The following is a 13,983-nucleotide window of genomic DNA, read 5'->3' on the forward strand; positions in this document are numbered from 1 at the left end:
TCGTCGCACTCTCACGGGGCAAGCCGCACAATGCTCGATCTTGCGTGAACGCACCGTGACGGCAGTCACACCCGGACGAAGCGGCGGATGAGGGCGTCGGCCCAGGCGGCGGGGAGGGTGGCCAACAGCCGCGTGCCGGCATGGATCGGCCAGGGGAAGGCGATCAGCGGCCTGTTGTCCGCCAGGCCGCGCCGGATCGCCGCGGCGGCGTCCTCCACCTCCATCAGCATCGGCATCGGGAAATCGGCGCCGTCGGTCATCGGGGTGCGGACGAAGCCGGGGCAGATCACCGAAACCCGCACCCCGCGCGGCCGCAGCTCGGCCCGGATCGCCTCGCCATAGATCCTCACCGCCGCCTTGGAGGCAGCATAGGCTCCCATGCGGGGAAAACCGCGGAAGCCGGCCAGCGAACTCATCAGCGCGATCTGGCCGGCACCGCGCGCCGCCATGCGCGGCCGGATCGGGTCGACGGTGTTGAGCACGCCGTCGAGATTGACCGCGAGGATCCGGCGTCCCTTCTCGGCCGCGTCCGCGCCTTCCGCCCCACCCGGGGCGACACCGGCATTGGCGATGACGAGGTCGAGCGGCCCGGCCTCGTCGGCCGCGACCACCGCCGCCGCCATCGCCGCCCGGTCGGTGACATCGACCGCCACCGTCTCCGCCGCGGCGCCGAGCGCTCGCGTCGCTTCGGCCGCCGCTTCCAGCCGCTCCCGGTTCCGCCCGAGCAGCACCAGCCGCACGCCGGGTGCGGCATAGGCCTTTGCCAGCGCCGCGCCGAGCCCGCTCGAGGCGCCGGTGATCAGGATCGCGGCCGGCGCCGTCATGGATCTCTGCTCGGCAAAATGGCTATTTCCCTTTGGCGATCCGTCCGGGCGACGGCTATAAGCCCCCCATGACCCAGGATATGACCGCCTCGGCCCGGCTTTCCAGCATGACCGGCTTCGCCCGCAAGGAGGGCGGCATCGACGGGCTGTCCTGGGTGTGGGAGGCGCGCAGCGTCAACGGCAAGTCTCTCGACCTGCGCCTGCGCACCCCGGCCGGCTTCGAGCGGCTGGAATCCATCGCGCGAGTCGAGCTGGCCAAGCGCTTCCGCCGCGGCAACGTCACCCTCAACCTGTCGCTCGGCCGCAGCGAGGCGGCGCCGGCGCTGCGCATCAATCGCGAGGTGCTGGACCAGCTCGTCACCCTGGTGCGGGAGCTGAACGGCGAGACCGCGCCGATCCAGGTCGACGCGCTGCTCGGCGTCCGCGGTGTGGTCGAGAGCGGCGACGCCGTCTCCTCCGAGCTGAACAGAGCCGTCGAGGCCGAGGCGGCGGCGGCGATCGCGCCGCTGCTCGATGACCTGCAGGCGGCGCGGCTGGAGGAGGGCGGGCGGCTGCGCGACGTGCTGGCCGCCCAGATCGATCACATCGCCGGGCTGGTCGGCGGCGCCCGGGCCAGCGCCGCGGCCCAGCCGGAAGCGCTGAAGGCGCGGCTCAAGGCCCAGCTCGACCTGCTGCTCGAGGCGCGGCCGCCCCTGCCGGAGGATCGGCTGGCCCAGGAATTGGCGCTGCTGGTCGGACGCTGCGACGTGCGCGAGGAGCTCGACCGGCTCGACGCCCATATCGGCCAGGCGCGCGGCCTGCTGGCCGCCGGCAGCGGCGTCGGGCGCCGGCTCGATTTCCTGTGCCAGGAGCTCAACCGGGAAGCCAACACCCTGTGCTCGAAGGCGGCGGATGTGGCGCTGACCCGGATCGGCCTCGACCTCAAGGCCGTGATCGAACAGTTCCGCGAGCAGATCCAGAACATCGAATGACCACCGAGATTCCCCGGCGCGGGCTCATGCTCGTCCTGTCCTCGCCCTCGGGGGCAGGCAAGACCTCGATCACCCGGGCCGTGCTGGCGCAGGATCCGAACCTGACCATCTCGGTCTCGGTCACCACCCGGGCCCAACGGCCGGGCGAGGTCGACGGCACGCATTACCACTTCATCGACCAGGCGACCTTCGACGCCATGGTGCGTGACGACGCGCTGCTGGAATACGCCCGCGTGTTCGGCAACGCCTACGGCACGCCGCGTGCCCCGGTCGAGGCGGCGCTCGCCGAAGGCCGCGACGTCATCTTCGACATCGACTGGCAGGGCACCCAGCAGCTGGCGCAGAAGGCGCGGACCGATCTGGTCAGCGTCTTCGTGCTGCCGCCGACGGTGGAGGCGCTGGAACAGCGGCTGCGCGCCCGCGCCCAGGACAGCGACGCGGTGATCGCCGGCCGCATGGCCAAGGCGGCGGACGAGATGAGCCACTGGCCGGAATACGACTACGTGATCGTCAACCGCGATCTCGACGCCAGCATCGCCCAGGTCCAGGCGATCCTGGCGGCGGAACGACTGCGCCGAAGCCGCCAGACCGGCCTGCCGGATTTCGTCCGCTCACTGCAGGCCAAGCTCTAAGGGGCGCGAGCCGGGCCTGCAGGCGCCCGCACTGCGGGAAGCGAAACCCATTTCCACACCTGATGGTATGGCCCATACTCGTCGGGCTTCGCCCGGGTTCATCTCCGGGCCAGCTGGGGGACAGGTGGCATGGAGCGCAGGCTCGCCGCCGTCATGATCGCCGACGTCGTCGGCTACAGCCGCCATAGCCAAGCCGACGAGGAAGGCACACGCGCCCGGTTCCAGGCCGATTTGCACGAGGTTTTCGAGCCGAAGATCGCCGAGCACCATGGTCGGCTGGTCAAGACCATGGGCGACGCGCTGCTGGTCGAGTTCCACAGCGTCGTCGATGCATTGCGCTGCGCAGCCGACGTACAGCGTGCCAAGGCTGAGCGCAACGCCGGGGCGCCGGAGCATGAACGCCTTTTCTATCGCGTCGGCATCAATCTGGGAGACGTGATCGTCGAGGGCGAGGACATCCACGGCGACGGCGTCAACATCGCTGCCCGACTGCAGCAGTTGGCTGAGGGTGGGGGCATCGCCATCGCCGGAGCCGCTTACGATCAGGTGAAGACGAAGCTCCCCTTCGGCTTTGCATTTCTAGGGGAGCAGCGCGTCAAGAACATCTCCGAGCCCATCCGGGTCTATCGAGTGGTGATGGACGCGAAGGCCGCCGGCAAGACCATCCGGGAGCGAAAAGCGCCACGTTGGTGGCGCTGGCCGGCAGCCGTCGCCGCCGGTCTCATCGTCATGGTGGCTGCAGGCGTCACGGCATGGCGGCCTCTATGGGATGCGGATCCCGGGGCCGCACCGGTCGAGAAGGCCATGCTCCCACTGGCCGACAAGCCATCCATCGTCGTACTGCCTTTTGCGAATCTGAGCACGGATGCTGAGCAGGGCTATCTTGCCGATGGACTCACCGAAGATCTGACGACGGAGCTCGCGCGGATTCCCGGCCTCTTCGTCATCTCCCGCAACGCCGCCTTCACCTACAAGGGCAAGGCGACACCACCGGCCCAGATCGCCAGGGAACTGGGCGTGCGCTATCTCCTCGAAGGCAGCACCCGTCGCGTGGCCGATGACATGCGCATCAACGCCCAGCTCATCGATACCCAGACCGGCGGGCACATCTGGGCCGAGCGCTTCGACGGCCCATGGGCCGATATATTTGCGTTGCAGGACAAGGTGGTCGCGAGCGTCGCCGGCGCGCTGAAGGTGCGGCTGGTCAGCCATGCGGATAAGGAGATCGCCGGCGGCACCAGCAACGCCGCTGCCTACGACCTCTATCTTCGCGGACTTGAACATGAGCTGCGCGACACGCCGGAGGATTTCGTCAAGGCCGTCGCCTTCTATGAGCAGGCGCTCGCCCTGGATCCGAAGTTCGGCCGAGCCGATGCAGCGCTGGCCTGGATATACTGGAATACCGACTACCCAAGAGAACAAGCGCTCGGGCTGTCGGGCTCGCAGTTGTTGGACAAGCTCTATCGACATCTCGAAGCGGCCGCCAAGAATCCCTCGCCCACCTATTATCAGATCCTTGCTCATTTGCTGGTTCGTGAGCGGAAATCTGACGAGGCGATCGCGGCGATGCAGACTGCCATTGCCCTCGATCCTAGTGATTCATGGAGCTACGAGGATATGAGCGCCGCGCTCATCTTCAATGGGCGCCCGGAGGAAGGGCTCAAATACGTCGATGCGGCAATGCGGGTTGATCCCGGCTGGACTGGCTGGCGACACTATCTCGCAGGCCTCGCCTATTTCGGTATGGACCGTTTCGAAGATGCGATTGCCTCCCTCGCGAGGATCGACCCCAAGACCGGCGGACGCTGGGCCAACTTCTGGGGGCTGGTCACGCGGATCGCGGCGGCCGGTCATCTCGGGCGGAGCGCGGAGGCCGCGGCTGCGCATGACGTCCTTCGACCGATTCTGAACGATATGGGGCCGGACGAACTCACGATCGTGTACGCGCTGGAAAAATTCGTGTTCAAGAACCCCTTAGATGCCGAGCGGCTCATCGAGGGCCTGCGCAAAGCGGGCGTGCCAGATGTACCGAAGCGCATCGACCTCCGCCCGCAGGACCGGCTGACGAGCGCGGAAATCAGGTCCCTGGTTTTCGGTCACGAATTCCGGGGACGGCGGGTTGCGCCGGACGAGGCGGACTATCGCCGCATCACCGAAACCGACGGGCGAACCACCATTGACATTGGTTCGCAACGCCGAGAAGGGCAAAGCTGGACGCAGTCCAACTTCCTGTGCGGCGCCTATCCCAGGTTCCTTGGCAGCTGCGGCGCACTGTTCCGCAACCCTGGCGGCACGCGCGAAGGACTGAACGAATACGTATTCGTGTTCCAGGATACGCGCTACGAGTTCTCTGTTGTGAAGTGAGCTGACGGCTCACCAGACCATCCGCCACGTCCGGATGCGCAGCTCCCTGGCCCGGCTGGCGACCTCCGCGGTGTCGACGTCGCGGGCGAGGAGCCGATAGATCTCGAAGACCGCCCGGCACCGGTCGAGCAGCGGATCGTCCTCGCGCAGGTGGATGCGGAGCTTTGCCGCCTCCTTCGAGTGGTTGGGCCGGGCGCTGCCGAAGATCGGATCGACCGACTCTTCGGCGTTCTGGTCATCGATGCCTTGGAAGACGCGGCGGAGATTCTCCTCGGTCGGTTGGAACCGGTGGAAGCTGGTGCCAAAGCGGTGGTTGATGCGGTCGATGACGCCGCCGAAATCCGCCACGACCTGGTCGAAGGTGGCGGCGACGAAATGCTCCCGGTAAGGCAGGCATCGCTCATAGAAGCCGGCATAGCCCCGCAGGACATGCCGCGGGTTCAGGAACGGATATTTGACCACCAGCGACCGCACCGCGTCCTCGGGGCGCCGGGCGAGGATGCAGGTCGGCACGCGGTAGCGCGCCGCCCGGATCACCTGGGCCGGCACATGGATATGATCGGCCGTCTTCACCGGATGGGGCTGCGCCAGCCGGAAGGCATGGACGGCGAAGGTGTTGCCGGAACGCGGAAATCCCTCGATGACGAGATCGGTGTCGCGCGCCACTGCCGGGCCGATTCCGATCTTTCCCCCCAGCCGGCGGAGGGGGAAGAACAGGGCGGGATAGGCACCGGTCACGTAATGGATGACGCCGGCGTAGCCTCCGATCCGCTCAATGAACGGAATGGAGGGATCCGCGGTCTCCGGATGCTGCGTATCGTTCATGACAGGTCCTCCGAGGCGCGAGGGCGCGTCAGTTCCGGCAATCGGGGCGGGCTGCGGACGTCCATCGCGTCGAAGCCGACCCGCGCAAAGATTATCTTGGAAGTGTTGCAGCGAAGGTCGAGGGCGCCGCGACCTTCAGGCAGCCTCGACGATGCGCCGTTGGCCGATCAGCCGGCCTCGCGGGCCGCGACGGCGTGGGCCAGGCGGATGAAGCCGGCAACGTCGATCTCCTCCGCCCGGGCGGTCGGCGGCAGGTCCGCCTCGGCCAGCAGGGCTTCGGCCCCGCCCAGACTGCGCAGGCTGGCGCGCAGCATCTTCCGGCGCTGGCCGAAGGCGGCCGCCGTGACCGCTTCCATCGCCTCGAACGGCACGTCCTCCCGGTCCCGGCGCGGCCGCAGCCGGACCACGGTCGAATCGACCTTCGGCGACGGCGTGAAGGCGCGGGCGGGCAGGGTGAGGAGAGGATCGACCTCGGCCCGCCACTGGGCGATCACCGACAGCCGGCCATAGTCGCCGCTGCGCGGCGCGGCGACGAGGCGGTCCGCCACCTCCTTCTGGAACATCAGCGTCAGCGACCGGAATTCGTCGATCCGGCGCAGCCAGCCGATCAGAAGCGGCGTCGCCACGTTGTAGGGCAGGTTGGCGACAACGGCGCGTGGCGCCGGCACCAGCGCCGGGATGTCGGTCTGCAGCGCATCCGCCTCGACGATCCGCAGCCTGTCGCCGGCGACGGCCGCCAGTTCCTCGAGCGCCGGCCGGAAGCGCCGGTCGCGCTCGATCACGGTCACGCTGTCGGCCTCGGAGGCGAGCAGGGCCCGGGTCAGACCGCCGGGGCCGGGCCCGATCTCGACCACATGGGCGCCGGCCAGGTCGCCGGCCTCGCGGACGATCCGGGCGGTTACGTTGAGGTCGAGCAGGAAATTCTGGCCGAGCGACTTCCTCGCCGCCAGGCCGTGCCGCGCGATCACCTCGCGCAGCGGCGGCAGGGCGGCGATGGCGTCGCGCAGGCTGTCGCGGGACGGGCTCAGAGCCGGATGTCGATATAGGCGTTGCCGCGCAGGTCGCGCAGCAGCCGGCGCTGCATCATGTCGAGCTTCTGCTCGGCCAGGGTGCTCCGGATCTGGTCGCGGTCGACGCCGTCGCCGCCGGCATCCTCGCGGGAGCAGACCATCATCACGGCAACACCGTCCGGCACCCGCACCGGGCTGCTGACCTGGCCGTCCGGCAGGGCGCTGACCACCTGGCGCAGGACGTCGGGCAGGCGGCTGAGCAGGACGTCGCCGAGATCCGGATTGGCGGTCACGCCCAGCTCCCTGGCCTTGGCGCGGAAGGCCTCGCAGCCGTTCACGCCGGAGAAGTCGTTGCGCATCTGCGCGACAACGGTCTCGACCCGATTGCGCGGCGCGGTCGGAGGCACCGGGACGACGATCTGGTTCAGGCGGACCTTGACGCCGCCGGCTGTGCTGACATTGACCGTCCGCTTGTCGCGCAGCAGCAGGATGTTATAGCCGCCCAGGGTGCGGATCGGGGCCGACACCTGGCCCTGCTGCATGGTGCTGAGCACCTGGTCGAGCGCAGGTTCGAGCTGCCCCGCCAGCACCCAGCCCATGTCGCCGCCGGTCTGGGCGCCGGCGGCCTGGCTGAACTGGCGCGCCACGGCGGGGAAGGGGGCGCCGCGGCGGATCTCCGAGACCAGCCGGTCGGCCAAGGCCTTGACCTGGCCTTCGCCGGCGTCCTGGTCGACCGCGAGGAAGATCGAGGCGACGAGGTATTGCGGCTTGCCCTGATTGGCCTTCAGCCGCTCCACCACCTCATCGACCTGGGTGTCCGAGACCTCGACCTGGGAGACGAAGCGTCGCTGGACCAGCTGGCGCCAGGCGAGCTGGGCCCGAACCTGATCCTCCAGCGCGGTCTGCGGTACGCCGGTGGATTTCAGCATCCCGAAGAGCTGCTGCGTCGACATGCGATTCTGGCTGGCGATCGCCCCCAGCGCCCGGTCGACATCCTCTGCGGGCACGCTGATGCCGGCGCGCCTGGCCTCCTGGCCCTGCAGCTTCTCGTCGATCAGCAGGCGCAGCACCTGCGGCAGGAGCCGCTGCTGATTCTCCGGCGTCGCCGGCAGGCCGCTGCTCATCAGCACCAGCCTGAGGCGCATCTGCAGGTCGGCCACTGTGATCACATCGTCATTGACCACCGCGGCGATCTTGCCGACGGCGGATGCCGGGGCAGGACGAGTCTGCGCCACGGCGGCAGGAGCGACGAGGGAGGTGATGGCCAGGACCAGGGCGACGATCGGGGCCGACAGACGACGGATCATGAGGGCGACACGGCCTCGCTGTTGAAAGGCGCAGATACAGCACGTGAGTTTGGCCGACTCAAGGCAAAAGCAGCCGGGATCAGCCGTCTTCAAGGTGCAGCAGGGCGGCGGCGCCGAACATGAGGGCGACGCAGGAGGTGGCCCAGGCCGCCATCGGCACCGGCAGCGTCCCGGCGCGGCCGAGCGCCGCGACGATGTCGCCGAGCACGAAGATCGAGAATCCGGTGACGATGGCGCCGACGATCATCAGCACAGTGTCGACCCGGCGCCCGGGCCGCAGGCTGAAGGCCGCGGCGACCAGGATCATCGCCGCCATCAGCAGCGGCTGCGACAGCAGCGACTGGTAGGCGATGCGGTAGCGGACCGAGGAGAAGCCGGTGGCCTCGAGGTTGCGGATGTAGTCCGGCAGGTCCCAGAACGAGATGGTCTGCTGCGAGGCGAAGCGTTCCTGGATCCCGTTGCGGGTCAGGTTGCTCGGGATCGAGGTGGTATCGACATGCTGCGCCGGCGTCTCGCCGTTCATCACCCAGGCGTCGCTGATCACCCATTTGCCGTCCTGCAGCTGGGCGCTGGCGGCATCGATCCGGCCGCGATAGCTCTCGTCCGGGTTCAGCAGCAGGAACATCGCGTTCTGCAGCTGGTCGCCGTTGCTGCCGACCTTCTCGGCATGGATGACGACGATCCCGTCCTCGTCCTTCTGGCGCAGCCAGAAGCCGGTCTTGGCCACCTTCATCACGTCGCCGGTGCCGCCGAGGAAGTCGAGGTCCAGGCGCTCGAAGCGGCTGTACATCGCCGCAGAGATCGGGTTGACCAGCGTGATCTTGACCACGCCCAGCACCATCGCCGCGGCGATCACCGGCGCCAGGAACTGCCAGGCCGACAGGCCGGCGGCGCGGGCGACCACCAGCTCGCGGCTGCGGGTCATGCGCCAGAAGGTGACCATGGCCGCGATCAGCACGGCGAAATGGAACAGGATCTCGACGTCGCTCGGCAGCTTGAAGGCGGCCAGGGTGAAAGCCAGGCTCACCGGCAGCTCAGGGATGGAGCTGACCTGGCGCACGTATTCGACGAATTCGAACACCGCGATCACGCCGCTCAGCACCAGCAGCACGGCCAGGAACCAGAACAGGAACTGCCGCACGATATAGGCGTAGAGGGTGGGGGAACGGAGCATCGGGTGCGGACAGGCCTGTTGTGCCGAAGGCGGGTCGGGCGGATCTTCTACATCAGACGGCCCGCCGCCGCGACCGCTAAGGAGGTCGCAGCCGGGCGGCGGGGCCGTTTCGACCGGTGACGGTTGTGAAACCCGCTGTTACCTTGCGGGTTCCGCCGGCTTGCCGCGGTTATCGGAAATCGCCCGGAAGACGACAAGATGCAGATCTCCTTCGCCCCGCCCGCTTCCGTCGAAGCCGGCGTCCTGGTCCTTGGCGTGTTCGCCGACGGCGTGCTGTCGAACGCCGCCGCCGCGGTCGACCGGCGATCGAAGGGCGCCCTGTCCCGGGCGCTGAAGGCCGCGCCGAAGTTCAAGGGCGGCCGCGACGAGACTCTGGCGCTGTACGGTATCGACGGCGTCGGCGCCGACCAGATCGTGCTGTTCGGCCTCGGCAAGCCGGAGGAGGTCGACGCGGTGCGGCTGCAGCGGGCGGGCGGTTCGGTCGCGGCGCTGCTGAACGGCACCGGCGCCGCCGCGGCGACGGCGCAGCTCGAAGGCATCGTCCTTCCCGGCCAGGGCGCGGGAGTCGCGGCCGCCGAATTCGCCTTCGGCGCCCGCCTCCGCGCCTGGCGCTTCGAGCGCTACCGCACCAAGGAGAAGCCCGAGGCGAAGCCGACCCTGAAGAACCTGACGGTGCAGACCGGTGACGCCGCGGCGGCGAAGAAGGCCTTCGCCCGCGCCGACGCGGTCGCCCAGGGCGTGTTCCTGACCCGCGAGCTGGTGTCCGAGCCGGCCAACGTCCTCCATCCGGAGAGCTTCGCCGCAAAGGCGAGGGAGCTGGAGGATCTCGGCGTCGAGGTCGAGATCCTGGGCGAGAAGCAGATGCGCAAGCTCGGCATGGGCGCGCTGCTCGGCGTCGGCCAGGGGTCGACGCGCGAGAGCCAGCTCGTGGTGCTGCAGTGGAAGGGTGCCGGCGGCAAGCGCAAGGCCGAGGCGCCGATCGCCTTCGTCGGCAAGGGCGTGACCTTCGACACCGGCGGCATCTCGCTCAAGCCCGGCCAGGGCATGTGGGACATGAAGTGGGACATGGGCGGCGCCGGCGTGGTCACCGGGCTGTTCAAGGCGCTGGCGCTGCGCAAGGCCAAGGTCAACGCCGTCGGCGTGCTCGGCCTGGTCGAGAACATGCCCTCGGGCGACGCGCAGCGGCCGGGCGACATCGTCACCTCGATGTCCGGCCAGACCATCGAGGTCTGGAACACCGACGCCGAGGGCCGGCTCGTGCTGGCCGACGCGCTCTGGTACACGCAGGACCGGTTCAAGCCGAAGGCGATGATCAACCTCGCCACCCTGACCGGAGCGATCATCATTGCGCTCGGCAACGAGCATGCCGGGCTGTTCTCGAACGACGACGCGCTGGCCGAGAAGCTGATCGCCGCTGGCAAGGCGGTGGAGGAGAAGCTGTGGCGCATGCCGCTGGGCGACGCCTATGACAAGCAGATCGACAGTGACATCGCCGACATGAAGAACATCACCGGCAGCCGCGATGCCGGCTCGATCGTCGGCGGACAGTTTCTGCAGCGCTTCGTCAACAAGGTGCCCTGGGCCCATCTCGACATCGCCGGCACGACCTGGTCGGGCAAGGACACGCCGACCGTGCCGAAGGGCGCCACCGCCTTCGGCGTCCGCCTCTTGGATCGGTTCGTGGCCGACAACCACGAAGGCTGATGGCCGAGATCCGGTTCTATCACCTGACCGCGCGGACGTTCGAGCAGACCCTGCCGGTGCTGCTCGAGCGGACGCTGCAGCGCGGCTGGCGTGCCGTTGTCTGCGTCGGCTCGGAGGAGCGGGCGGAGAGTCTGGCCGGCTATCTCTGGACCTATTCCAAGGAGGGTTTCCTGCCGCACGGCACCCGGCGCGACGGCTTCGCCGAGGAGCAGCCGGTCTGGATCACTGACCAGGTCGAGAACCCGAACGGCGCCCAGGTGCTGTTCCTGGGCGACGGCGCGGAGTCGGACGGCGGTGGCGCCTTCGCGACGGTGTGCGACCTGTTCGACGGCAACGACCCGGAGGCGGTGCAGGCGGCCCGCGGCCGCTGGAAACGCTTCCGCGACGCCGGCCACACGCTCGTCTACTACCAGCAGGACGAGGCCGGGGCCTGGAGCGAGAAGCAGCGGGTGGGCGGGTGACGCCCCGGACAGCACTCTGGTTCGCGGTCACCGTCGGTGCCGTGCTGGTCCTCGCGCCGGGCATCGACCTCGTCGTCTCCGGCTGGTTCTACACCCCCGGCAGCGGCTTCGCCTGGGCCGGCGCGCCCCTGGCGGAGGCGATCCACGAGGCGGTGCAGATCCTGGTCCGCATGGCCGCCGTCCTGTTGTTGCTTGCGGCCGTCTGGACATGGCTGCGGCAGCGGCGGCTGCTCGGGCTCGACGCCCGGCGCTGGACCTTCATGCTCCTGGCGCTCGCCATCGGGCCGGGGCTGGTGGCCAATGCCGTGCTGAAGGACCATTGGGGCCGGGCACGGCCGCGCCAGGTCGAGGCCTTCGGCGGGACGGCCGCCTTCACGCCGCCGCTGGTCCCGGCCGACCAGTGCCGCCGCAACTGCTCCTTCGTCGCCGGCGACCCCACCATAGGTTTCGTCGTCCACAGCGCGGCCTATGTCGTGCCGGCGCGGCGCCGCCGCCGGATCTTCTGGGGATCGATGGCGCTGGGCGGCGCGCTCGGCCTTCTGCGCGTCGGCATGGGCGGGCATTTCTTCAGCGACGTGGTCTTCGCCGCCGCCGTCATCCTGCTGGTCAGCGCCGGGCTGCACACCCTGATGTTCGACCGCTGGAGCACGGCCGCGGCTTGGCGCGATTTCACCCGCGGACTGATCCGCTGGCCGGAGCCGACCTAAGCCGTCACCCCGCGAGCTGTTGCGCCTCCTCAAGCTTGCCGTTGGCCTCCAGCCAGGCCTCCTCGGCGGCGTCCAGCCTGGTCTGGACCTCGTGCAGCGCGATCTGCTGCTCGGTTGCCGCGGCCGGGTTGCTGTAGAGCGCGCCGTCGGCCAGCTTCGCCTCGATCTTCTGCTTCTCCCGCTCCAGCCCCTGGATCCGCTTCTCGATCTCGCGGATCTCCTGGCGCAGCGGGGCCAGCTGGGCGCGGGCCTCGGCGGCGGCGCGGCGCTGCTCCTTGCGGTCGGCCTGGCTGACCTTCTCGGCCTGGCGCCCGGCGCGCTCCTGCCGGCGCTGTTCGGCCAGGAGGCGGCGGTAGTCGTCGAGATCGCCGTCGAAGGGCCGCACCGCGCCGTCCTTGACCAGCAGCAGCCGGTCGGCGGTCAGCTCGATCAGATGCGGGTCGTGGGTGATCAGCACCACCGCGCCGTCATACTCGTTCAACGCCTGCACCAGCGCCTGGCGGCTGTCGACGTCGAGATGGTTGGTCGGCTCGTCGAGCAGCAGCAGTTGCGGCGCCTCGCGGGCCATCAGGGCCAGCAGCAGGCGCGCCTTCTCGCCGCCCGACATGTCGCCGATCCGGGTCTCGGCGCGGCGCTGGACGAAGCCGAAGCGGCCGAGATGGGCGCGGATCTTCTCGTCGGTCGCGTTCGGCATCACCCGCCGCGCCTGGGCGATGGCGTTCAGCGACAGGTCCAGCTCTTCCGCCTGGTGCTGGGCGAAATAGCCGACCTTGAGCTTGGAGGACTTTCGCAGCTCGCCCCCCATCGGCTGCAGCCGGCCGGCGAACAGCTTGGCCAGGGTCGACTTGCCGTTGCCGTTGGCGCCGAGCAGGGCGATGCGGTCGTCCATGTCGATCCGCAGGTCGACATTGCGCAGCACCGGCTGGCCGTCATAGCCGACCGCCACCTTGTCCAGCACCAGGATCGGCGGCGACAGCTCCTCCGGCTGCGGGAAGTCAAAGCTGATCGACTGGTCCTCGACCAGCGCCACGATCGGCTCCATCTTCTCCAGCGCCTTCATCCGGCTCTGCGCCTGGCGGGCCTTGGTGGCCTTGGCCTTGAACCGGTCGATGAAGCTCTGCATGTGCGCGCGCTGGGCGATCTGCCGCTTCTGCAGCGCGGCCAGGTGCTCGAGCCGCATCCGGCGGGTGCGCTCGAACTGGTCGTAGCCGCCGCTGTAGGCGGTCAGCTTCCCGGCCTCGAGATGGATGGTCATGTCGACCACCCGGTTCAGCAGGTCGCGGTCGTGGCTGACCATCAGCACGGTGTGCGGATAGGCCTTCAGCCAGCCCTCCAGCCACAGCGTCGCCTCGAGGTCGAGATGGTTGGTGGGTTCGTCGAGAAGCAGAAGATCGGGTTGAAGGAAAAGCGTCGCGGCCAGCGCCACGCGCATGCGCATGCCGCCGGACAGGTCGCCGACCGGCTGCGCCTGGGCCTCGGTGTCGAAGCCGAGCCCGGCCAGGATGGTGGCGGCGCGGGCCGGGGCGGTGTGCGCGTCGATGTCGGCGAGGCGGGTGTGGATCTCGCCGATCCGGTGCGGGTCCTCGGCGGTCTCGGCCTCCGCCAGCAGGCTGGCACGTTCGGTGTCCGCGGCCAGCACGGTGTCGAGCAGGCTGACCGGGCCGGACGGCGCCTCCTGCGCCACGCTGGCCATGCGCCAGCGCGCCGGGATGCCGATCTGCCCGCCGTCCAGCGCGATCTCCTGCCGGATGGCGCGCAGCAGGGTCGACTTGCCGGTGCCGTTGTGGCCGACCAGCCCGGCCTTGTGCCCCGCCGGCACCGACACCGAGGCGGAGTCGAGCAGGGTGCGGCCGGCGATGCGGATGGTGACGTCCTGGATCTGAAGCATGGCGCCGCGGTGATAACACGGGAATCGGGATTTCGCGCGCTCCGGTTGCCGGATCGGGGCCGCCCGTCTATAAGGCCGCGCAATTCCGATCGCCAACGCCTGAAAACCGAGGACTC

The 13,983-nt window shown here is 69.1% G+C and carries 12 protein-coding genes; 6 read left to right on the forward strand and 6 right to left on the reverse strand.

The genetic code is table 11. The annotated features are described in order from the left end of the window. Positions 1-65 precede the first annotated feature (65 nt). Positions 66-824: an SDR family NAD(P)-dependent oxidoreductase gene (locus KXR53_RS12105; RefSeq protein ID WP_437375402.1), complete on the reverse strand. Its 759-nt coding sequence runs from the start codon at positions 822-824 to the stop codon at positions 66-68. Positions 825-892: 68 nt separating this feature from the next. Between KXR53_RS12105 and KXR53_RS12110 the strand changes: the two genes are divergently transcribed. The 3 genes from KXR53_RS12110 (at position 893) to KXR53_RS12120 (ending at position 4,791) form a co-directional block, all read left to right on the forward strand. Continuing rightward, positions 893-1,795 (forward strand): YicC/YloC family endoribonuclease, encoded by a 903-nt coding sequence (locus KXR53_RS12110; RefSeq protein ID WP_437375404.1) that lies wholly within the window; start codon positions 893-895, stop codon positions 1,793-1,795. Beyond that, positions 1,792-2,427 carry a guanylate kinase gene (gene gmk / locus KXR53_RS12115; RefSeq protein WP_437375406.1) on the forward strand — a complete coding sequence of 212 codons (636 nt, stop codon included), beginning with the start codon at positions 1,792-1,794 and terminating at the stop codon, positions 2,425-2,427. The genes KXR53_RS12110 and gmk overlap by 4 nt, the downstream gene beginning before the upstream one ends. 129 nt (positions 2,428-2,556) lie before the next feature. Continuing rightward, on the forward strand, positions 2,557-4,791 hold the full coding sequence (locus tag KXR53_RS12120; protein ID WP_437375407.1) for an adenylate/guanylate cyclase domain-containing protein: 2,235 nt from the start codon (positions 2,557-2,559) through the stop codon (positions 4,789-4,791). 9 nt (positions 4,792-4,800) lie between these two features. On the opposite strand, the gene KXR53_RS12125 is transcribed toward KXR53_RS12120, so the two are convergent. From KXR53_RS12125 to lptG, 4 genes are all read right to left on the reverse strand, one after another. After that, on the reverse strand, positions 4,801-5,616 hold the full coding sequence (locus KXR53_RS12125) for a hypothetical protein (protein WP_437375409.1): 816 nt from the start codon (positions 5,614-5,616) through the stop codon (positions 4,801-4,803). A 167-nt stretch (positions 5,617-5,783) separates the two neighbouring features. Continuing rightward, positions 5,784-6,644: a 16S rRNA (adenine(1518)-N(6)/adenine(1519)-N(6))-dimethyltransferase RsmA gene (gene rsmA, locus KXR53_RS12130; protein ID WP_437375592.1), complete on the reverse strand. Its 861-nt coding sequence runs from the start codon at positions 6,642-6,644 to the stop codon at positions 5,784-5,786. Next, the gene (locus KXR53_RS12135) at positions 6,641-7,933 is read right to left on the reverse strand and encodes a peptidylprolyl isomerase (RefSeq protein WP_437375411.1); all 1,293 of its coding nucleotides are present in this window, start codon (positions 7,931-7,933) and stop codon (positions 6,641-6,643) included. The genes rsmA and KXR53_RS12135 overlap by 4 nt, the downstream gene beginning before the upstream one ends. 79 nt (positions 7,934-8,012) lie before the next feature. Next, a complete protein-coding gene (gene lptG / locus KXR53_RS12140; RefSeq protein WP_437375412.1) occupies positions 8,013-9,107 on the reverse strand; it encodes an LPS export ABC transporter permease LptG in 1,095 nt (364 codons plus the stop codon). A 198-nt stretch (positions 9,108-9,305) separates the two neighbouring features. On the opposite strand from lptG, the gene KXR53_RS12145 reads away from it, so the two are divergent. The 3 genes from KXR53_RS12145 to KXR53_RS12155 are packed head-to-tail and all read left to right on the forward strand — an operon-like array spanning position 9,306 to position 11,979. Next, positions 9,306-10,811, forward strand: a complete 1,506-nt coding sequence (locus KXR53_RS12145; protein WP_437375414.1) for a leucyl aminopeptidase — start codon at positions 9,306-9,308, stop codon at positions 10,809-10,811. Further along, entirely contained in the window at positions 10,811-11,272 is a 462-nt protein-coding gene (locus tag KXR53_RS12150; protein WP_437375416.1) for a DNA polymerase III subunit chi, read from the forward strand. The genes KXR53_RS12145 and KXR53_RS12150 overlap by 1 nt, the downstream gene beginning before the upstream one ends. Then, a complete protein-coding gene (locus KXR53_RS12155) occupies positions 11,269-11,979 on the forward strand; it encodes a phosphatase PAP2 family protein (RefSeq protein WP_437375418.1) in 711 nt (236 codons plus the stop codon). Before KXR53_RS12150 ends, KXR53_RS12155 begins: the two co-directional genes overlap by 4 nt. A 4-nt stretch (positions 11,980-11,983) precedes the next feature. Here the strand turns inward: KXR53_RS12155 and KXR53_RS12160 are convergent, their stop codons facing one another. Beyond that, the gene (locus KXR53_RS12160) at positions 11,984-13,867 is read right to left on the reverse strand and encodes an ABC-F family ATP-binding cassette domain-containing protein (protein WP_437375419.1); all 1,884 of its coding nucleotides are present in this window, start codon (positions 13,865-13,867) and stop codon (positions 11,984-11,986) included. Between the last annotated feature and the right edge of the window lie 116 nt (positions 13,868-13,983).

It is taken from the genome of Inquilinus limosus (genome assembly GCF_051487185.1).
GTDB classification, from domain to species: Bacteria; Pseudomonadota; Alphaproteobacteria; order DSM-16000; family Inquilinaceae; genus Inquilinus; species Inquilinus limosus_F.

What these genes read in the sequence shown, in the direction of transcription:
- lptG (WP_437375412.1), bottom strand. Translation starts at nt 9,107, where the DNA reads ATGCTCCGTTCCCCCACCCTCTACGCCTATATCGTGCGGCAGTTCCTG.
- gmk (WP_437375406.1), top strand. Translation starts at nt 1,792, where the DNA reads ATGACCACCGAGATTCCCCGGCGCGGGCTCATGCTCGTCCTGTCCTCG.
- KXR53_RS12105 (WP_437375402.1), bottom strand. Translation starts at nt 824, where the DNA reads ATGACGGCGCCGGCCGCGATCCTGATCACCGGCGCCTCGAGCGGGCTC.
- KXR53_RS12125 (WP_437375409.1), bottom strand. Translation starts at nt 5,616, where the DNA reads ATGAACGATACGCAGCATCCGGAGACCGCGGATCCCTCCATTCCGTTC.
- KXR53_RS12160 (WP_437375419.1), bottom strand. Translation starts at nt 13,867, where the DNA reads ATGCTTCAGATCCAGGACGTCACCATCCGCATCGCCGGCCGCACCCTG.
- KXR53_RS12145 (WP_437375414.1), top strand. Translation starts at nt 9,306, where the DNA reads ATGCAGATCTCCTTCGCCCCGCCCGCTTCCGTCGAAGCCGGCGTCCTG.
- KXR53_RS12150 (WP_437375416.1), top strand. Translation starts at nt 10,811, where the DNA reads ATGGCCGAGATCCGGTTCTATCACCTGACCGCGCGGACGTTCGAGCAG.
- KXR53_RS12135 (WP_437375411.1), bottom strand. Translation starts at nt 7,933, where the DNA reads ATGATCCGTCGTCTGTCGGCCCCGATCGTCGCCCTGGTCCTGGCCATC.
- KXR53_RS12110 (WP_437375404.1), top strand. Translation starts at nt 893, where the DNA reads ATGACCCAGGATATGACCGCCTCGGCCCGGCTTTCCAGCATGACCGGC.
- KXR53_RS12120 (WP_437375407.1), top strand. Translation starts at nt 2,557, where the DNA reads ATGGAGCGCAGGCTCGCCGCCGTCATGATCGCCGACGTCGTCGGCTAC.